General features: G+C 60.9%; 16 protein-coding genes and 2 pseudogenes. 14 read left to right on the forward strand and 4 right to left on the reverse strand.

Going from position 1 to position 20,048, the window contains the following annotated elements:
• Positions 1–49: 49 nt before the first annotated feature.
• The 4 genes from B0W55_RS23215 to potE form a co-directional block, all read right to left on the reverse strand.
• Positions 50–1,663, reverse strand: a complete 1,614-nt coding sequence (locus tag B0W55_RS23215; RefSeq protein ID WP_077048246.1) for an arylsulfatase — start codon at positions 1,661–1,663, stop codon at positions 50–52.
• A gap of 111 nt (positions 1,664–1,774) precedes the next feature.
• Positions 1,775–2,176: a hypothetical protein gene (locus B0W55_RS23220; protein ID WP_077048247.1), complete on the reverse strand. Its 402-nt coding sequence runs from the start codon at positions 2,174–2,176 to the stop codon at positions 1,775–1,777.
• Positions 2,177–2,356: 180 nt separating this feature from the next.
• Positions 2,357–4,642 carry an Orn/Lys/Arg decarboxylase N-terminal domain-containing protein gene (locus B0W55_RS23225; RefSeq protein WP_077048248.1) on the reverse strand — a complete coding sequence of 762 codons (2,286 nt, stop codon included), beginning with the start codon at positions 4,640–4,642 and terminating at the stop codon, positions 2,357–2,359.
• Positions 4,639–6,048: a putrescine-ornithine antiporter gene (potE, locus tag B0W55_RS23230; RefSeq protein ID WP_077048249.1), complete on the reverse strand. Its 1,410-nt coding sequence runs from the start codon at positions 6,046–6,048 to the stop codon at positions 4,639–4,641. Before potE ends, B0W55_RS23225 begins: the two co-directional genes overlap by 4 nt.
• A gap of 186 nt (positions 6,049–6,234) precedes the next feature.
• On the opposite strand from potE, the gene B0W55_RS23235 reads away from it, so the two are divergent.
• The 14 genes and pseudogenes from B0W55_RS23235 (at position 6,235) to B0W55_RS23295 (ending at position 19,613) form a co-directional block, all read left to right on the forward strand.
• Positions 6,235–6,564 (forward strand): hypothetical protein, encoded by a 330-nt coding sequence (locus B0W55_RS23235; protein WP_077048250.1) that lies wholly within the window; start codon positions 6,235–6,237, stop codon positions 6,562–6,564.
• 165 nt (positions 6,565–6,729) lie between these two features.
• The gene (locus B0W55_RS23240) at positions 6,730–7,146 is read left to right on the forward strand and encodes an organic hydroperoxide resistance protein (protein ID WP_077048251.1); all 417 of its coding nucleotides are present in this window, start codon (positions 6,730–6,732) and stop codon (positions 7,144–7,146) included.
• 668 nt (positions 7,147–7,814) lie between these two features.
• Complete coding sequence (locus B0W55_RS23245) at positions 7,815–8,465, forward strand: hypothetical protein (protein ID WP_077048252.1); 651 nt, start codon at positions 7,815–7,817, stop codon at positions 8,463–8,465.
• Between the two features lie 136 nt (positions 8,466–8,601).
• Complete coding sequence (locus tag B0W55_RS30865) at positions 8,602–8,760, forward strand: type VI secretion system baseplate subunit TssF (RefSeq protein ID WP_175645547.1); 159 nt, start codon at positions 8,602–8,604, stop codon at positions 8,758–8,760.
• A gap of 37 nt (positions 8,761–8,797) precedes the next feature.
• Positions 8,798–9,349: pseudogene (locus B0W55_RS23255) on the forward strand (type VI secretion system baseplate subunit TssF); the annotation flags it as partial.
• 162 nt (positions 9,350–9,511) lie between these two features.
• The gene (locus B0W55_RS23260; protein WP_077048253.1) at positions 9,512–10,429 is read left to right on the forward strand and encodes a LysR substrate-binding domain-containing protein; all 918 of its coding nucleotides are present in this window, start codon (positions 9,512–9,514) and stop codon (positions 10,427–10,429) included.
• Positions 10,430–10,718: 289 nt separating this feature from the next.
• Positions 10,719–11,906, forward strand: a complete 1,188-nt coding sequence (locus tag B0W55_RS23265; protein ID WP_175645548.1) for an aromatic ring-hydroxylating dioxygenase subunit alpha — start codon at positions 10,719–10,721, stop codon at positions 11,904–11,906.
• A gap of 11 nt (positions 11,907–11,917) precedes the next feature.
• Positions 11,918–13,363, forward strand: coding sequence for an aldehyde dehydrogenase family protein (locus B0W55_RS23270; protein WP_077048254.1), 1,446 nt, complete (start codon positions 11,918–11,920; stop codon positions 13,361–13,363).
• Between the two features lie 5 nt (positions 13,364–13,368).
• Positions 13,369–13,533, forward strand: a pseudogene (locus B0W55_RS31270) (rubredoxin); the annotation flags it as partial.
• Positions 13,522–14,760, forward strand: coding sequence for an FAD-dependent oxidoreductase (locus B0W55_RS23275; RefSeq protein WP_256576382.1), 1,239 nt, complete (start codon positions 13,522–13,524; stop codon positions 14,758–14,760). The pseudogene B0W55_RS31270 and the gene B0W55_RS23275, both read left to right, overlap by 12 nt.
• Before the next feature lie 10 nt (positions 14,761–14,770).
• Positions 14,771–16,099 (forward strand): FAD-binding oxidoreductase, encoded by a 1,329-nt coding sequence (locus B0W55_RS23280; RefSeq protein ID WP_077048255.1) that lies wholly within the window; start codon positions 14,771–14,773, stop codon positions 16,097–16,099.
• Complete coding sequence (locus tag B0W55_RS23285) at positions 16,096–16,458, forward strand: ethanolamine utilization protein EutQ (protein ID WP_077048256.1); 363 nt, start codon at positions 16,096–16,098, stop codon at positions 16,456–16,458. The genes B0W55_RS23280 and B0W55_RS23285 overlap by 4 nt, the downstream gene beginning before the upstream one ends.
• A 40-nt stretch (positions 16,459–16,498) precedes the next feature.
• Positions 16,499–17,737 (forward strand): MFS transporter, encoded by a 1,239-nt coding sequence (locus tag B0W55_RS23290; RefSeq protein ID WP_175645549.1) that lies wholly within the window; start codon positions 16,499–16,501, stop codon positions 17,735–17,737.
• A 217-nt stretch (positions 17,738–17,954) separates the two neighbouring features.
• Entirely contained in the window at positions 17,955–19,613 is a 1,659-nt protein-coding gene (locus B0W55_RS23295; RefSeq protein WP_077048257.1) for a BCCT family transporter, read from the forward strand.
• The last annotated feature ends 435 nt before the right edge of the window (positions 19,614–20,048 follow it).

Here is a 20,048-nt window from a genome sequence, read left to right on the forward strand (position 1 = left end):
GTCCTGGTCGAAAGCGGGTGGCCTGGCCGGCCACCCTTGCCGTGGGGGTTTACTTGGCCATCTCGGCGCGCGCCGCGGCGATCTTTGCCTTGACCGAATCGAGGTTGAAGCTCGCGCCTTTTTGCATCGGCGGGAACTCGACCGCGGTTTCAGCCAGTTTGGTCACCTGTTGCTGGACGAACACGAAGCGCCAGAACTGGAACTTGAACCAGTCAAAATACTGTTGCGAACCCTGGGCCGCCTGGTTTTCCGGCCAACCGGTGCGCTCGAACGGATCGAGCCTGAGGTTGGTCAGGATCGGCACGTCGACCGCCAGTTTGGCGCCCATCCAGCCGCCGGGCTGGTCGATGAAGCGATATTTGTAATCGTCGATCCGTACCGCGCCCAGGCTGCTTTCACCGAAGTAGAAGATTTCATGGCGATTGGACGGCCCCTTGCCGGTGATCATGGGTGTCTGGTCATAGCCATCGAGGTGGACCTTGTAGGTCCGGTCGCCCAGTTGTTTGCCCTTGAGCAGTTCCTGGGTGATGTTCGGGTTGCCGGCCGCGGCGACCAGCGTCGGAAACCAGTCCATGCCCGACATGATGCCGTTGGCAATCTGGTTGGCCGGTACCTTGCCTGGCCAGCGAATGATCGCCGGGACCCGGAAGCCCCCCTCCATGACCGTGCCTTTGCCCATGGCGAAGGGGGTCTGTCCGCCATCGGGCCAGGTGAAGTTTTCCGCGCCGTTGTCGGTGGTGAAAATCACGATGGTGTTGCCGTCCATGCCATCTTTTTTCAGCTTGGCCATCACATCGCCGACGATGTCATCGAGCTGGGCCATGCCGGCTTCCTGCTCCGACCAGCCGTTTTGTGCATTGCGCATCGCCTCGTACTTGTCCGACAGGTGGGTGACGATATGCATGCGGGTCGGGTTGAGCCACAGGAAGAACGGCTTGTTGTCCTGTTTGGCCTTGTCGACGAAGGCAAAGGCCTTGTCGCGAATCTCTTCGTCGACGGTTTTCATCCGCTCGGGGTAGAGCGTGCCGGCGTCTTCGATTTTCTGTTTGCCCACCTTGCCCCAGCGCGGCATGACGGTGGCATCGTCGGTAGTGGTAGCCCAGCTGTGGACCATGTTGCGCGGCCCGACACTGTCCAATAGCTCTTTCGGATAGTTGGGGTGCGCCGGGTCTTCCATGGCGTCCAGGTGATAGAGGTAGCCGAAGAACTCGTCGAAACCGTGAACGGTGGGCAGGAATTCGTTGAGGTCACCCAGGTGGTTCTTGCCGAACTGCCCGGTGGCATAGCCCATGGACTTGAGTGTGGTGGCAATGGTGACCGCTTCGGCGGGAATGCCGATGGGGGAGCCGGCCTGACCGACGGTGGTCATGCCGGTACGGATCGGCAGTTCGCCGGTAATGAAATTGGCGCGCCCGGCGGTGCAGCTGGCTTCGGCGTAATAGTCGGTGAAGCGCATGCCCTCGTTGGCGAGCTGGTCCAGGTTGGGGGTGCGGCCGGCCATCATGCCCTGGTTGTAGACGCCGATATTGGACCAGCCAACGTCGTCACCCATGATCACTACGATGTTTGGGGGGGCATCGGCACCGTGTGCGGTGGCGGGAAGAAGCATTGCAGACAGCAATAGGGGTATTGCGAATAGGGAGGCCAAGTGTGTCCGGTACATGTCGAACTCCTCGTACTAGCGCTAGTACTGTGAAATGAGCCCCCCATCACCGCTTAAAGTTGGATCCCCCGCGGATAGCGTAGGTTTGAATTGAGAAATAGCCAGTAATCATCAGGCATCGCGCAACAGGTCGTTGGCGTTGAGCAGGTCGTAGGCGATTTCCGGGTTTTTTTCCATGGCGCGACGGATCGCGGCAGGGATCGAGGCGCGGGTCTTGCGGCACAGCCCCGGTTGTTCGCCGACGTGTATGCCGATACCGCGCATGGTGCGCACTTCGTTCAGGCCTGGAGCGATGTCAACGCGAATGCCCAATTGCTCGTACATCCGTCGTTGCAGGTGCTCCAGGTCCTTGAGGCTTTGCAGGTTTTCCAAGCGCTCGATCAGGCGTTTTTCTTCGTTACGGGTCAGAAACAGGATGCGTACGTCCGCCCCCGGTGTTTCCAGCAGCGGATCACGCCCGCAATCGCAGGCGCCGGGCGGGCAGGGTTGGCGGATCGGAGCAGAAGGGGTCATGGGGATCAATCATAGAGCGCGGTGATCGAGTTTGCCCATAGGGGGTTCGGGCTGATTGCGGACGCCATTGTGGGAGCGGGCTTGCTCGCGAATGCGCTGTGTCAATCGACATGAACGTGTCTGACACACCGCATTCGCGAGCAAGCCCGCTCCCACAAGGTTTTTATGGCCTTGCCTGCCTCATTTCAGCACCAGCATCCGGTAAACCCCATCCTCGACCTCGATCCCGTGGGTGTCATGGGTGAACCCGGGGAAAGAGCGGTCGAAGGCTTCCAGGGCCTTGAGGTAGGCCAGCACCGGGCCGTCGGCGGGGCCGGCGTTTTCCCCCGGCATCAGCAGCGGGATGCCCGGTGGATAGGGCACGATGCCGGTGGCGGCCAGGCGCCCGGCGGCTTCTTCCAGGGTCACCCGTTCGATGTCGTTGCGCACCAGTTTCTCGTAAGCCTCCACCGGGCTGAATTCGGCCTTGGGCAGTGTGCCGAACGCTTGGGCCATGTTGGCGGTGGTCTTGTGTTGTTTCATGGCGGCGAAGATTTCGTCGGCCAGGTCCTTCAAGCCCATGCCGCCATAACGCTGCTGGTTGGCGCTGAGCAGGTCGGGCAGGCACAGCTCCAGGTCGGCGTTTTCGTCATAGTCGCGCTTGAAGTCGAGCAGGGCGTTGAGCAGCGTGCCCCACTTGCCCTTGGTGATGCCGATGGAGAACAGGAACAGGATGGTGAAGTCGGTGGTCTTCTCCACCACGATGCCCTGGCGCCCCAGATACGCGGTGAGCACGCAGGCCGGGATGCCGTTGGCGAGCAGGTTGCCGTCGTCGCCCATGCCGGGGCTGAGCACCGACACCTTGATCGGGTCGAGCATGCAGTAGCCGTCTTCGATGTCGCCGAACCCGTGCCACACCGCATTGGGGTGCAGGACCCAGCAGTTCGGATCGGTTTTCAGGGTGGCCGGGTCGACCTCGTGGAACGGCACCGTCGCCGCGCCCACCTGAACGGTCGGCGGCTGCCAGCAGTTGAAGAACCAGTCGTCCTTGCTCAGCATCTCGGTGTTCATGCGCGACAGCACCTGGCGGAAACTGATCGCTTCTTCGATCGACTCGGTGGTGAGGATCTGCCCGCTAGGCGCTTCCATCATCGCCGAGCTGACGTCGCAGGAGGCCATGATCGCGTAATTGGGCGACGTCGAGGCGTGCATCATGTACGACTCGTTGAACCGCGCATGTTCGATCGGGTTACGGCCGTCACGCACGTGGATCATCGAGGCCTGGGACAGCGCGGCCAGCAGCTTGTGGGTCGACTGCGTGGCGAACACTGTCGGCCCGGACTTGTCGTGATCGTCCGGGTTGCCATGCATGGCATGGCGCCCAGCGTACAGCGGGTTGAAACGCGCATAGCCGTACCAGGCTTCGTCGAAATGCAAACGGTCGACGCTGGCGCCCAGCAGCTCCTCGACGCGGGTGACGTTGTAAGTCAGGCCGTCGTAGGTGGAGTTGGTGATGATCGCGTGCACGGGCGTCGGGTCGATGCCTTTTTTCACCAGCGGGTTGCTGGCGATGGCGGCCTTGACGCCTTCGGCGCTCAGGGTCTGCGGCAGGATCGGACCGATGATGCCGTAGCGGTTGCGGGTGGGCACCAGGTAGGTCGGAATCGCCCCGGACAGAGTCATCGCATGTTCAGCGGACTTGTGGCAATTGCGGTCGCACAGGGCGATCTGATTGCGCGTGACGCTGGCCATGAGGATGACGCGGTTGGACATCGACGAGCCGTTGGTCACGTAGTAGGTGCGGTGGGCGCCGAAGACCTTGGCGGCATAGCGCTCGCCCTGGCCGATGGGGCCGCTGTGATCGAGCAGCGAACCCAGTTCGCCGACGGAAATCGACAGGTCGGAGCGCAGCAGGTTTTCGCCGAAGAATTCGTAGAACGCGCGGCCGGCAGTGCTCTTGAGGAACGCGGTGCCGCCTGCGTGGCCAGGTGTGTGCCAGGAGTATTCGTAGGTGCGGGCAAATTTCACCAGGGCGCCGAACATCGGCGGCAGTGCCGCCTGGCGATAGCGCTCGATGGCCGCCAGGATTCGCCCGCTGAGGAAGCGGCTGGTGTCTTCGGGCAGCCAGATGAAGTCATCGGCATGTTGCATGACCAGCAATGGAATGCTCGAGGCCGTGGTGCGGTCGCTGATCAGGAACACCGGTACCCGGGTGTTGCGCTCGCGCAGTTTGACCAACAGCTTGATGCAGTCGGCGTGGCCTTCGCTGGTGTCCATCTCCCAACTGATGAGCACGCATTGCACCGCCGGATCGGAACGCAGGATCGACCCGGCATCACTGAGGCTTTCCGAGGCCAGGATGCTGACACCACGGCCCTCGACGTCGTGGATCAACTGATCCAGTGCGCGGCCGAACACCGTGCGCTTGTCCGCCGGGCTGCTGACCAGCAGCGCCAGCATCCCCAGCGAGTGTCTATATTCCGTCATGATTGAAACTCCACAGTGGCTTTATTCAGGTTGTTCACCGGTACCGGCTCGGCAGTGAGGTGCTGCGCGCTGACGGTCTGCGTCGGTACGCTGTTGTTGAGCGCTTCGAGACGGATCAGGCGGTTGTTGACGAAGCCGAACAGGGTGTAGCCGAAGATGGTCGCCACACCGCCGAGCATCAGCGCCTGCTCGCCGGAGCTGTACAGCGCCAGGTAGCTGTAGGCCGCGGCAATCCAGGCAATGATGTTGGTGGCCAGTGCCTTGCCCGGCGCTACGTTGGAAACTTTCTGCATGGTCATCAGCGATGCCATGGACAGGATGTACGGCACCAGGTTGGTGACCACGGCCAGGTTGACCAGGGTGTCGAACTGCTTGCTCAGGTTCGGGCTGATGGTGAGGAACCCCAGGGCCGTCTGTGCCGCCAGCAGCACCAGCATGCCGACGATGGGCGTGCCGGCCTTGTTGGCCTTGGCGAAGATCGACAGGAAGTACCCGGTGTCCGCCGAGCTCTTGTAGACCTGGGCGATGGTGAACTGCCAGCCCAGCAACGAGCCGACACAGGCCAGCACCATCAGGCCCATTACGATGTCGCCCACCAGGGGGGTGAACATCTTGGCGAATACCAGGCCGAAGGGCGCGGTGGAGGCGGCCAGTTCAGGGTTGTCGACGATGCCGGCGATGACGTTGGTGGAGACGATGTAGATCACCGCCGCGCCCAAAGTGCCGCCGAGCACCGCGATCGGTACGTTCTTCTCGGGGTTTTCCACGGCGTCGGTGTTGGCACACGCCGATTCCAGGCCGAGGAACGCCCACAGGGTAATGGCCACCGAAGCCCCTGCGGCTTCGAACCAGCTCTTGTCGTGGGGGTTCCAGCCAGCGGCGTAAACGCTGCTGTCGAACCAGAACCAGCCGATGGTCGACACCAGCACCACTGGCGCAATCACGCCCCACACAGTGATGGCGCCGATCCGGCCAGTGATCCGCGCACCGCCGAAGTTGGCGAAGGTGGTGATCCACAACAGCGCGATGGTCGCCAGGCCCACCTGCAGTGAGTCGAGCTTGAGGTGGAACAATTCCTGGATATAGCCGACCGCCGTGATGCTGATCGCCACGTTGGCGATCAGCAATGACAGGCCATAGGTGTAGTTGGTGATGTAGTTTCCGGCCTTGCCGAAGGTGTACTCGGCGTAGCCGCCCATGCCGCCGGTCTTTCGACTGAGCATCCCGCACCGGGCAAAGGCGTAGGCCAGTGCCAGTGAGCCCGTGGCTGTGACCAGCCAGGAAAGAATCGAAATCGCCCCGACTTCCGCCAGTTTCGAAGGAAGTAGCACGATGCCTGAGCCCAACATGTTGACTGCAGTCAACATTGTCAGTTGCCCCACCGTCATTTTCTTTGCGACTGACATTCCGTTGCCTCAATTAGTTGGCAGAAGAGACTGATAGCTATAGCAAAGGAATGAAATGTCGCAAGAAAATGACTCTCGTTTACTGATCTGAATCAGAGTAATGCGAATAAGGCATTTTGCTGGCCCCCGAGGTGTTCGTATGCCGCCAGAATTGCCGCATTTTCAGGCGGTTAGGGGGCAAAGCTAATGCGCAAAATAGGGATGGCGCTGGTCTCGATGGGTATTGCCGGGCTTGCCCTGACGGCCCAGGCCAGGGAATTGATGCCCAATGATCGTTATATGTGCAGTTGGGGCGCGGGAACGGCGGCAAGAGCACAGGAGTTGAAATTATCCGGGGTGTCGTTATATGCGGCGCGGCAGAAAATTCATTCTTATAAGTTCGATAAGTCGTGGATGCGCATGATGGCCATGGGCATTACCGAACAAACTTATGACAGCCCGACCCGGATCAAGCCGGCGGCGGTTCGGGAGAGTTTTTACAGTGATTGTGTGAGGTACAAGTTGGCTCGCAAATGAACGCATTCCCCCTGTCGGATCGAACGTCGGTGTCGCCTGCGCCGTCTATATTGAGTGACCGGGCCGCGGCAACAGATCGCCTCACGGCCCGGTGCATGAATTCGGCAGGCCGTTTTTCTGATTCACCTGACATTGCATGAACCTCATATCAATCAGGAGATCATCATGACCCAACTCGACAAAGTACTGTACACCGCCAAGACCCACACCACGGGCGGGCGGGACGGCGCGTCCAAAAGCTCGGACGGCGTCCTCGATGTCAAACTGTCGTCCCCTGGCGCGGGCGGTGGTGGCACCAACCCGGAGCAATTGTTCGCCGCGGGCTGGTCAGCCTGCTTTATCGGCGCGATGGGTGTTGCCGCCAAAGAATTGAAAGTCGCCCTGCCCAAGGACGTGGCCGTCGACACCGAAGTCGACCTGGGCACCAACGAAGGCGGCTACCTGCTGCAGGCGCGTCTCAATGTCAGCCTGCCGGGGCTGGACCGCGAAACCGCACAGAAACTGGTCGATACCGGGCACAAGTACTGCCCGTACTCCAAAGCCACGCGCAACAACATCAATGTCGAGGTCAAGCTTGTTTGAGTTGAACTGAAAAGAGCCTTGGCGACTTGAATAACCCCAGTCGCCAGGGCTTGGCTTTTTCCGATTTCAACTATCCTTCTCATTTCCTGATCACGAAGTTTGAATCTTTGTTATGGCAGGTTATGCATTTGCCTTGAAATGATCCCCTGTTAGGGTTTCTATTTTCCTCAAAAATAGTCTGACTGTTTCAGTAGCGTTTGCGCAAATGAAAGTTACTCTCTATTGCGCGAGGGGTTAGCTCGGCTCACAACTAGTGGATCCAATAGGCAATGTCGATTGTCATGTAACTTAAACCAGCCCGGTTGTAATGGGCATCGACGAGAAAGTCGACAGGAAAATCCTGTTGCCATTGGCTCCATGCTCATCTACCGCTGGTCGGTGGCATGCTCGGAAACTGAACATTTCGCGGCTGGGGCCCTCAGATCCTGCAGCATGTCCTCTCATGGCCTGCTGCTGGAATCGCAAAAAGAAGTGGAATAAGAACCTCATGTGCAGTTGATGCAAATGGGGATTTTTTTTACTGAAAAACAAGAGGTGCGAACTAAGCCGATATCGGTAACCGGTCTGTTGTCTGGTTTTCTTTTATGAGCAAGGTCATTCAGGGTATATAAATAAAAACTCTGGTGGTTGGCCTGTCTGTACTATCGAATAAGGTGGAGATAATAACCGTGGCGATAAATACAATTATGAGCCTGATCGAACATAAGGACTTCATGGAGTTTTTGCGGCTGGGCGTTGTTTATGTTCATTTGCTCGCCTGCTGCGTGGCCATTGGTCTGGTGCTGACCAGTGATATTGCAATGGTCAGGGACATGTTGAAACGCAAGACACTGAGTGGACATGACCATGCGCACATGGAGAGCCTTCAGCGTTCTGTCGTCTGGGCATTGATCGGTCTGTGGGTGACCGGCACCGCCATCATCGGAATCGATTATCTGGACAAAGGCATGGAGTACTTCTTGAATCCCAAACTCCAGGCCAAGGTGATCATTGTGCTGCTGCTGACGTACAACGGCATTGTGCTGCATCGCCTGGTATTGCCCGCCCTGCAAAAAGCAGGCTCGCTGCTGAACCTTGGGTTCAGTGCGAGGATGCTGGCGCTGTTTTGTGGCGCGTTGTCGGCAGTGTCCTGGATGTACGCTGCCTTGCTTGGAGTCGGGCGTCCACTGGCCTGGAAATACTCCCTGAGCGAACTGTTGATGGCATATCCCGTGCTGATCGTGCTGGGCTGGCTGACGATGCTGGCGCTGACTCAACGCGCCAAGCGGCAGAGCACCTTCATCGCGCCGCAGTGGGTTCATGCACTCGCCAGGACCTGAAAACGGCACAGCGTAAATGGCTGGCGGGTGCCATTTGCACCCACCGCCCCCCGGTAGGAGCGGGCATGCTCGCTTCTACCGGGGATCACTTATTTCGAACAACTCACTCAACCAATTGACGAAGGACAATCTGACATTGCAGTATTTCGATGCCGAGATGCGCTATCTGCGTGAGGCCGGCAAGGCGTTTGCCGAAGAATTTCCCAAGATTGCGGCACAACTGAACCTGGATAAGCCCGGCGCGCTGGATCCCAGTGTGGAACAGCTGTTCCCAATGCCTTGCACCTTGCGCTGACACTCAAACAACTGGCGATGCGGATGTGCAGGCCGAGAATCCGTGCCTGTCACTGCGCATGACCGCCACCAATGGTCAGCTCCCGCGCAAGACCCTGCAAGACACATTGCTCGACACCCTGGCGCAGCCGTCCAAGACCGGTTTGCGCGTGCGCAATCTGTGTGCCCCCACCTTGCCCTGCTACCCGCCCGACCGGGACCGCTTCCACTGGCGTGTGCTCAGCCACCTGGGCTCCAACTTCCTGCCCATGCTCGACAACGCCGAGGTCCTGCGCGGTACCCTGGCGCTTTACGACTGGACCGGCAGTGAAGAGAACCAACGCCGGCTCGCCGCGATTGTCGAGGTCAACCACCACCTGCTTCAGCGCTTCGAAAAAGGCTTTTTGCTGCGCGGTGTGGACATCGAGGTCACCCTGGACACCAACGGCTTTTGCGGCGAAGGCGATATCGGCCTGTTCGGCGAGATGCTTAACCGATTCTTCGAACGTTACGCCGATATTCATCTGTTCAATCAGCTCACGCTGGTTCTGCAACCTTCAGGAAAGTGCCTGCGCTGGAAGGAGAACCATAGTCAGCGCATTCCCGGTTGAAGCTTCGTTTCTAGCCGTTGGTACGATTTATCGGCGAACCACGTACCTGTCGGCGCTGCCTCGTTTCACGTCGCAGCGCCGACAAAGGGCGCGTGTATCCACCTCCAACGCCAAGGGCTAAACTCGCGCGATAAAACCAAAATAACGACGTGACCCTGCCTGATGAAAATCCACCCTCTACCGCCGCTCAACAGTCTGGTCGCGTTCGAAGCGGCCGCACGTCATTTGAGTTTTACCCTCGCCGCGCAGGAGTTGAACGTCACCCAGGGCGCCATCAGTCGACAAGTGCGCCTGCTTGAGGACTACCTGGGCAAGGTGCTGTTCGAACGCACCACCCGCACCATTCAGTTGAGTCCCGCCGCCAACCAGTATTACGAAACGGTTCGCACCGCTCTGTTGCAGGTGGCCCAAGCCACCGGTGAAATCCGCCATTGGCGAGGCGCCGAGCAAGTGACGGTAGCCACCAGCACTGCCATGGCATCGCTGTGGTTGTTGCCCAAGGTCTCCGAATTCCAGCGTGAAAACGAAGAGATCGACCTGCGGATCATCGCCCATGATCAGGTCAAGGATTTCTCGCGGCTGGACTGCGACCTGGCGTTGTACTACTGCAGCACACCGCCCCGGGACATGCAGGTCACGCCGCTGTTTTCCGAGGAGGTCTACCCGGTGTGCAGCCCGGCGTACCTGGCCAAATACCCGGCCTTGACCGAGCCCAAAGACCTTGCAGCCTGCACCTGGCTGGTGCTCGACGACTCGCAACGCGACTGGATCGGCTGGTCCGACTGGTTCCACAGCCAGGGGCTGAAAAACGTCGAGCCCAAGCGCCGGATCAACATCAATAGCTACTCGATGGTGATCCAGTCGGCGATCAACGGCCAGGGCGTGGCGCTGGCCTGGTCCAACCTGGTCGATGACTACCTCAAAAGCGGTGCGCTGGTGCGGCCACTGGACGCCGTGTTGCGCACCGATGCGCAGTTTTGCCTGCTCGAACCCCTGGCCCGTGGCGGCATGCGGCAAAGCGTGAAGCGCTTTCGCAGTTGGCTGATGAATCAGCTTCCGACCACGCCGCAAGACCTGTAGGAGCGAGCTCGCTCGCGATGGTGGTCAACGATGACGCGGGAAATTTGGACGTACGTGGCGCTCTGGAGACCATCGCGAGCAAGCTCGCTCCTACAAGGTCAGACGCAGGATGCGCCAGCCGCCGCAGGTGCGCATGCCGCACCTTTAGATTCATGATCAAAAGTCATTAATCCCTGCCGAAATATCGTTTGTCGAGACACCCCCCGTTTTCCCAAACTTGCCGCCAGCGGACCTGGCCAAGTAAGCCCGGCCGGCCCTTCCACACCGTGCCCAGCAGGGGAAAACAATAATGACCACCCTTCAACAAATTCCAGTGCATCACCTCGAAACCGTCCTCAATCCGATCCATGAAGCCACCGGCCTGAGCAACGAGTTCTACACCGAACAACGCTATTTCGAACTCGAGCGCGATCAGGTCATGGGCAAGACCTGGGCCTGCGTCGGTTTTGCCAGCGACCTGGGCAAGGCCGGCTCGGTCAAACCGATCGACTTCATGGGCCTGCCGCTGCTGCTGATGCGCAACCGCGAAGGCCTGGTGCAAGTGTTCCATAACGTGTGCAGCCACCGCGGCATGAAACTGGTAGAGCAGGCCGGCGAAGTGCAGGGCGTGATTCGCTGCCCGTACCACTCCTGGACCTACGATCTCAATGGCAGCCTGCGCGGCACCCCGCATGTCGGCGGCATCGATCAGCACAAGGACGAGCGCTTCGCCTGTGAAAAGCACGGCTTGAAAGCGATCCGCAGCGCGATCTGGATGGACATGGTGTTCATCAACCTGTCCGGCGACGCCCAGCCCCTCGAAGAGATGCTCGCGCCCTTGACCGCACGCTGGAGCCAGTTCCTCGGCGACGACGGCATGAGCCTGATGAGCCGCCGCCCGGGCCACGACGCCACCACCCTGGACATCAATTGCAACTGGAAACTGGCGGTGGAGAACTACTGCGAGGCCTATCACCTGCCGTGGGTGCACCCGAGCCTGAACTCCTACTCGCGCCTGGAAGACCACTACAACATCATTTTCGACGAGCACTTCGCCGGCCAAGGCAGCTACGCCTACAACCTGTCGGACGTGGCCGGCACGCACTTGCCGAAATTCCCGGCCTGGCCGCTGGACCGTCTGCGCAACGCCGAATACGTGGCGTTCTTCCCCAACGTTCTGCTCGGCATCCAGGCCGACCACGCGTTCGCCATGCAACTGGAGCCGGTATCCCCGGGCCGCACCATCGAGCACCTGCGCCTGTTCTACGTCGGTGACGAAGCCGCCAGCAGCGAAGAGTTCGCCGCGTGCCGCGATGCGATCCTGGAGTCCTGGAAAGTGGTGTTCGCCGAAGACATCAGCTCGGTCGAAGGCATGCAGAAAGGTCGGCATTCCCCAGGTTACAAGGGCGGCGCGTTCTCGCCGGAAATGGACATCCCGACGCACTTCTTCCACCAGTGGGCCGCGCGTCAGCTGCTCGCCACCACGCCGTCCGCCTGAGGAGAGGTCCCATGTATCCGATCGCCTCTCACTGGCTCAACTACATCGATGGCCAATGGGTCGACAACGTCCAGAGCCTGACGGTCAACAACCCCGGCACCGCCGAGCCGCTGGCGACCATCGCCCAGGCCACGGTGGCCGACGCCGAACGTGCATTGCAGGCGGCCCGTCGCTGCGCCGACAGTGGCGAACTGACCCGCGTGCGCCCGGCGCAACGTGTCACCTGGCTGCTGCGCATTGCCGAAGAAATTCGTGCGGTGGCGGACGAGGGCGCCTGGGTGCTGTGCCAGGAAAACGGCAAGCGCCTGGTCGATGCCAGGGACGAGTTCATCGAGGCGGCGCGCTACTTCGAGTACTACGCCGGCATGGCGGACAAGATCGAGGGCACCTCGATCCCGCTGGGCAACGGCTACATGGACTTCACCCTGTACGACCCGATGGGCGTCTCGGCGCAGATCGTGCCGTGGAACTTCCCGGTGTCCATCTGTGCCCGCTCCCTGGCGCCGGCCCTGGCGGCCGGTAACGCGGTGGTGATCAAGTCCCCGGAACTGTCACCGCTGGGCATGTGCGTGCTGATTCGCGCCATTGCCAAGGCGGGGTTGCCCGACGGCGCAGTCAACCTGATTTGCGGCCGTGGGCGGGAAGTCGGTTCGTACCTGGTCGGTCACAAAAGCGTCGATCAGATCGTGTTCACCGGTTCGGTGCCGACCGGGCAGACGATCTTGCGTGACGCGGCCCAGCATGCGATTCCGAGCGTGATGGAGTTGGGCGGCAAGTCGGCGGCGATCGCGTTTGCCGATGCCAACCTCGAGCAACTGCTGGCCAGCGTGCAGTCGGGCATCTTTTTCAATGCCGGCCAGGTCTGTTCGGCGATGTCGCGGTTGCTGGTGCAGCGCGAGATTTATGAGCAAGTGGTCGAGGCCGTGGTCAGCATGGCCGAAGGGCTCAGTGTCGGCATCGGCCAGGAAAACGCTGACCTGACGCCGGTGGTCAGCGCCGGGCAACTGGCGGGCATCGAAGCCTTGTGCCGCCGCGCCATCGAAGAGGGCGCCGTGGCCGTCACCGGGGGCGAAGCCTTCTCCGATCGCGTCGGGCATTTCATGCGCCCGACGGTGTTCCGCGATGTCACGCCACAGATGTGCATCGCCCAGGAAGAAGTGTTCGGGCCGGTGCTGGCGATCATGCCGTTCGACAGCGAAGAAGAAGCCATCGCCATCGCCAACGGCACCGAATTCGGCTTGGTGGCGGGCGTATTCACCCAGGACATCAGCCGTGCCATGCGCTGCACCCGTCGCCTCAGATCCGGCCAGGTGTTCGTCAACGAATGGTACGCCGGCGGCATCGAGACGCCGTTCGGCGGGGTCGGGTTGTCGGGCTTCGGTCGTGAAAAGGGCCAGGAAGCCTTGTACAGCTACGTGCGCACCAAAAACGTGGCGATCCGGATCGCTGGGGAGTGAACAGCATGTTCAAGACTTGGCTTTGCATCGTCTGCGGCCTGATTTACGACGAAGCGCTGGGCTGGCCCGAGGATGGCATTCTCGCCGGCACGCGCTGGGAAGATGTGCCCGAGGATTGGGTGTGCCCGGAATGTCACGTGGGCAAGGCGGATTTCGAGATGCTCGACATCAGTGCCTACACCGAAGCGGTGACGGCGGTCAGCACGCCGCCTCTTTCCGTGGCGGCGCCAGTTGCCCCCGTGGCGCCGCGCCAGCCGATCGTCATCATCGGCAGTGGTTATGCCGGTTATGGCCTGGCCCAGGCGTTGCGCAAAGCGGACCCAAAGGTCGAGATCCGGGTGCTGACTCAAGAGTCGGGGCACCTGTATTCCAAGCCCGCGCTGTCGATCGGGTTGTCCCAGGGCAAAAGCGCCGAGGCGTTGTCCGGTGAAGCGCCGCTGGCGATCGAGAAGCGCCTGAACATCCGCGTTTATCCGCACTGCAAGGTGCTGGGCATCGACCCTGCGGCGCGACGGCTGACCACCAGTTTCGGTGAAATGGAATACGGCCAACTGGTACTCGCCAGCGGCGCGCAACCGATTCGTTTGCCGATTCGGGGTGAGACCAGCGCTTTGATCAGCGTCAACAACCTGCAGGATTACCACGGCTTCCGCGAACGCCTGAGCGGTGTGCAGCGGGTAGCGATCTTCGGTGATGGCCTGATTGGTTGCGAGTTCGCCAATGACCTGGCCCACAACGGTTTCAGCGTGGACGTCATCGGCCTCGGCCGCTGGCCGATGGAACGCCTGTTGCCGGTTGAAGCGGGGCAGGTGCTGCAAGACGCGCTGAGTGATCTGGGGGTCAAGTGGCATCTGCAGAACACGGTCGAGGCCATAGAGCCGAGCGGGCAGGGCTATGCGCTGACACTCGCCGATGGCCAGACCCTCGTGGCGGACCTGGTGTTGTCGGCGGTCGGGCTGCGGCCTGATCTGAGTCTGGCCCAGAGTGCGGGGCTGGCCGTGGGGCGTGGCATCCAAGTGAATGCCCAGTTGCAAACTTCAGTGCCGGGCATCTATGCGTTGGGCGATTGCATCGAGATCGACGGCCAGTTGCTGCCGTATCTGGCGCCGATCAACCAGGGCATCCAGGCGCTGAGCAAGACCTTGCTGGGTCAGCCCACTGCGGTCGACTACCCGCTGATGCCGGTGACGGTGAAAACGCCAGCGGCGCCGCTGTGCCTGCTGGTGCCGGCGGGTGAGGGCCAATGGCGCTGCACGCCGACGCAAGACGGTATGAGCGCCGGGTTTTATGACGCCGACGGCAAGCTCAACGGCTTTGTGCTGTTGGGGCGCCAGGCGCAAACGCAACGCAGCGCATTGCTGCAGTCCTGTCAGAACACTCAGCAGGCAGTTGCCTGAGGCCGTCATCATGAAAAACTCGATCAATTTGCCTTACGACGATGCCAGTTGCGGCTGGTACGCGGCCTTGCCGGAGCAACCGGCGTGCACGCGCCTGTCCGGCGAACAGCGTGCCGATTTTGCGGTAGTGGGCGCGGGCTTTGCCGGCCTGGCCGCTGCCCGGCGTCTGGCCCAGCATCACCCCGAAGCGCGCATCCTGTTGGTGGATGCGCAACGGGTCGCCCATGGCGCTTCGGGGCGTAACTCGGGGTTCGTCATCGATTTGCCGCACAAGTTTGCGCTTGAGCATCCGGACCCGGCGCACAAGCAACGCCTGCTGTCGCTCAACCGCTCGGCGATTTCGCAATTGCAGGGCCTGGTTCAAACCCACGGCATCGATTGCCAGTGGTCCCATGCCGGCAAATACCAGGGCGCCGTCGGCCCACGGGGCATGGCCTATCTGGATCATTTCGAAAAGCTGATGACCGACCTGGGCGAACCCTTCCGTCGGGTTGGCACCACCGAGTTGGCCGGGGTACTGGGCACCCGGCATTACAGCGGCGCGATCTTCACCCCGGGCTGCTACCTGATGCAGCCTGCGGCCCTGGTCACGGGCCTTGCCCGGAGCCTGCCGGGCAACGTCGAACTGCTGGAGGAATCGCCGATCCAGCGCCTGGAGCGTGACGGTCGCGGCGGCTGGATCCTGCATGGCACCAACGGTGTGATCCGCACCCCGCAACTGTTGTTGGGCACCAGCATCTTCACCCAGGAGTTCGGCTACCTGCGCAATCGCTTGCTGCCGGTGATGACCTTCGCCAGTTGGACCCGTCCGCTGACTGATGCGGAACTGGCCACCTACGGCGGTCAACTGGACTGGGGCCTGACCCCGGCGGACCACGCCGGCACCACGGTGCGCATGACCCAGGACCGTCGGTTGATCATCCGCAACACCTACAAGCACGTGCCCAAGTACGGGCGCAGCACTAGCGACGGCATGCGCGCCAAGGTTCAGGCGTCCCATCGCAAGGCGTTCAAGGCGCGCTTCCCGCAGTTGGCCGACGTGCCGTTCAGCCACACCTGGGGCGGGGTCTACGCGATCTCGCGCAACTTCACCAACTTCTTCGGCGAGCTGGAGCCGGGGGTGCATGCATCCGCCTGTGACAACGGTGTCGGCGCGGCCTGGGGCACCATCTCCGGGACCTTGCTGGCGGACCTGGCGGTGGGCGCCGAGTCGGCGCAGTTGAACGACATTCGCGCGGTGACCGGCATGCCGTCGCTGAACCCGCCAGAACCGTTCCTGGGCATGGGGGTGCGCTCGCGCATTCACCTGGCGGCGTGGAACAGCCGGAGCGAGTTATGAGTTCGCCCCGCAACAGCGTGCTGCTTATCGACCATCAGGACCTGGATTTCACCTTCCGCGGCGGCCCACCCGGCGCCGCCTACGTGGCCCGGGCCCTGAGCAATGAGATCTCGCCGAACATCGGCGTGGGTTTTGCGCGCTGGGAGGGCGCGCAGGTGGCCTGGACGGTGCTGTATGACGAGGTGATTTTCGTCATCGAAGGCTGCTTCGAGTTGCGGGTCGGCGATGAGTTGTTCGAGGTCCGGCCCGGTCAGTTGCTGTGGATTCCTGAAGGGACGGCACTGGTGTACGGCGGGCATGCCTTGTTCGGTTACGTCGTGCATCCGGGCAACTGGAAAGCGCTTCACGGGTTGGCTTGAGCCTACGGGTTTCGCATCCTCATTTTTCGGGAATCGCATCGTGTTTGGACTGACGAAGACGTTCGGCGCGCTCTACCTGGCCAGCCTGTTGATGCAATTGGGGTCAACCTTGCTGATGACCTATCTGGCGCTGCGCCTCAATGCCTTGGGCGCAACGGAAACCGCAGGCGGCGCGCTGATGGCCGCCAATGCCCTGGGCATGGTGCTGGGCGGTTGGGTCGGGCGCAGTTTGATCGCGCAGGTTGGGCATATCCGTACCTACGCGGCCTGCGCCGGCACCATTGCGGCGGCGGTGCTGGCCCATGAGTTCAGCACGGCGCTGCCGTTCTGGCTGGTGCTGCGGGCATTGGTGGGGCTGGCGATGATGTGTCAGTTGATGGTGCTGGAAAGCTGGCTCAATGATCAGGCCCGGACCGAACAACGTGGTCGGGTGTTGGCGCTGTACATGGTGGCCAGCTACGTGGGCATGATGCTTGGTCAACTGGCCCTGAGCCTTGATGAGGGGCTGGGCATTCGTGCGTTGCTCGGTGTGGCCATGGTGTTCGCCCTGTGTTCGGTGCCCGTGGCGCTGACCCGCAGTGCGCACCCGACGGCGGTGCCGGTGGCGTCCATCGATCTGCGCCTGTTCCTGCGGCGGATTCCGCAGTCGCTGGTGACCATTCTGGTGTCGGGGATGATCAACGGAAGCTTCTACGGCCTGGCGGCGATCTATGCCAGCAAGCAGGGGCTGGCCACGGCGCAGGTCGGGCTGTTCATGGCCCTGACCATCGGCGCCGGGCTGCTGGCTCAGTTGCCCCTGGGTTGGCTCTCGGATCGCTTGCCCCGTGCCAGTCTGATTCGTGCGGTGGCGGTGTTGTTGATCGTCGTCAGCCTGCCGCTGGCGTTCAACCAGACCCCGTCGTTTGCGGTTTTGCTGTGGTTTGGCGCAGGCATCGGCTTCCTGCAGTTCTGCCTGTATCCGCTGGGCGTCGCGCTGGCCAACGACAACATGGAGCCGGCGCAGCGCGTATCGCTCTCGGGCATGCTGCTGATCACCTTCGGGGTCGGCGCCTGTGTCGGGCCGCTGATCGCCGGGTCGCTGATGGAATACCTGGGGGCGTCGAGTTTTTACTTCTTCTATGCCGGCAGTGCGCTGTTGCTCGCGCTGAGCGTGGGCCAGGCGAAAGTCACCGGCAAGCACCTGCAAAAGGATGCGCCGCTGCACCATCCGGTGACGCCGAACGGGATTGCCAGTTCCAATCTGGTGTCGGTGGAGGCGCCGCGAGATCAGACGTTTTGACCGGCCTTTATTAATGCGTTTTTCTCATGAGTCGGTGACTAAAAATGGTTTGAACGGTGGTCAGGTTTCAATCATCTTGGCGATGCTGCCAAAACCGAGATAGACCGAAATTAATCTGCGGGTGAGCCCTGTCCTGACGTCATTCGATATCAGGCGAGCGGTCAGCTGCGGAACAATTATCTAAACCCTTAAACAAAAACAAAAGGGGACAACAACAATGCGTGCGCAATCCGGCATGTTGAAAGGCTTGAATCCGAATGTGACAGTCGCTTCGATATTAGCGGTGATCTCTTTCGTTCTATTTTGTGCATTTAAAGACGAGCAGGCAGCCAAAGCCTTTGAAATGGCGTCGGCGTTTATTCTGCATAACTTCAAATGGTATTACCTGGCCCTGATCAGTGGCGTACTGGGCCTGCTGCTGTATATCTCCATCAGCCGCTTCGGCAATCTCAAGTTGGGTGCCGAACATGATCGCCCCGAGTTCAGTTTCGCCTCCTGGATCGCCATGCTGTTCAGCGCCGGCATGGGCATCGGCCTGATTTTCTGGTCGGTGGCCGAACCCATGCTGCACTACGCCGACAACCCGTTTTCCAAGGGTTTGACGGATGAATCCGCCACCCTCGCCATGCGCATCACCCTGTTCCACTGGGGCCTGCACCCTTGGGCGATTTTCTCCATGATCGGCCTGAGCCTCGCGTACTTCGCTTATCGCAAGGGTTTGCCGCTGGCGCTGCGTTCGTTGCTGTACCCGTTGATTGGCGACCGCATCTACGGATGGATCGGGCATGTGGTCGACATCATGGGCGTGGTCATTACGGCGTTCGGCGTTTCCCAGTCCTTGGGATTGGGCGTGGTGCAAATCAATACCGGGTTGCATAACGTATTTGGCGTGCCGGTGAGTGTCGGTTTGCAGTTGTCGATCATTCTGTTTGTGAGTGTGGTTGCCTGTATTTCGCTGTTGGCCGGTTTGTCCAAAGGCATGAAGCGTATATCCACGCTTAATATGTATTTATCGTTTGCCTTGATGTTGGCGGTACTTGCGATTGGGCCGACCCGTTACATTCTTAATCTGATGTTTGAATCCACCGGCGACTATGTGCAAAACATCGTTGGCCTGAATTTCTGGATGGACACTCAGAAAGATACCGAATGGCAAAACTGGTGGACGGCGTTCTACTGGCCGTGGTGGATGACCTGGGGGCCGTTCGTGGGGCTGTTCATTGCGCGCATCTCCAAGGGCCGGACCATCCGTGAACTGGTGATCGGTGCGCTGGTGGTGCCGACCCTGGTCACCATTTTGTGGATGTCGGTGTTTGGGGGGGCGGCGCTCAAGCATGAGCAGCAGGATCGCCAGGCGTATCAGGCGTCGGTGGCGGGGCAAGTGGTGACCGCAGATCAGCCGAAGTTCGAGGGCGGCAGCGTATTGCTGGCAACCAAGAAAGAAACCACGGCGGCGATGTTCACCCTGTTGCAGACCCTCGACGGGCCAGGCGTTGGTGCAGCGCTGTCGATCCTGGTGTGTGTTCTGCTCGGGGTGCATTTCGTGACCACGGCGGATGCCGGGACCCAGGTGTTGTGCACCTTGTGCGCGGTGGGCAGCACCAACCCGCCGAACTGGATCAGGTTGCTGTGGTGTGTACTTGAAGGCGCCATCGCGGCCGGGCTTTTGCTGGCTGGAGGGCTCAAGGCGATCCAGATGGCGAGTATCGCGGCGGGGTTGCCGATTGCGATGTTGCTGATGGTCATGTCGTACACGTTGATCCACAGCTTGCGCAGGGAGATGCCTGGTGTTCCGGCCTGGACGCCGGTGGCGGATGTCCTGCCACGGGTGGAGCGTCGGGAAGTGCCCATGGCGTTGGCTGCGGCGGGGGCTTGATGTTTTTTGCAAGCGAGGCGGCCTGATCTGGGGGATGCGTGCTTTTCTGCAGGAGCGAGCTCGCTCGCGATGGACGTTAACGGTGACGATGGCTATCTGACTTCCCGCGTTGCCTGGACGACCATCGCGAGCAAGCTCGCTCCTACAGGGGTTGGGGTTGTCCGTTGGATTTGCGTACGCCGCAAAACCTGTGGGAGCTTGCCTGCAAGCGATGGCTTTGTGTCGGGTGTACATATCCATTGCTGCGGTAACGGCCACTTAGGGTTCCGCCCTGACGGCGGGTCACTTTGGTGCCCAAAGTAACCAAAGGCTTTATCCCCTGACGTCCGGTGGCTCGCCTAGGCTCGCCATTCCCTCGCTCCGGTCCTGCCGACGGGGCACCTCAAGATCAAAAGCGAAGCGAGGCGGCCTTCGAGCCGACCTGATCTGGGGGAT

Origin of the sequence: Pseudomonas sp. KK4 (assembly GCF_001984065.1) — a bacterium.
Lineage (GTDB): Bacteria > Pseudomonadota > Gammaproteobacteria > Pseudomonadales > Pseudomonadaceae > Aquipseudomonas.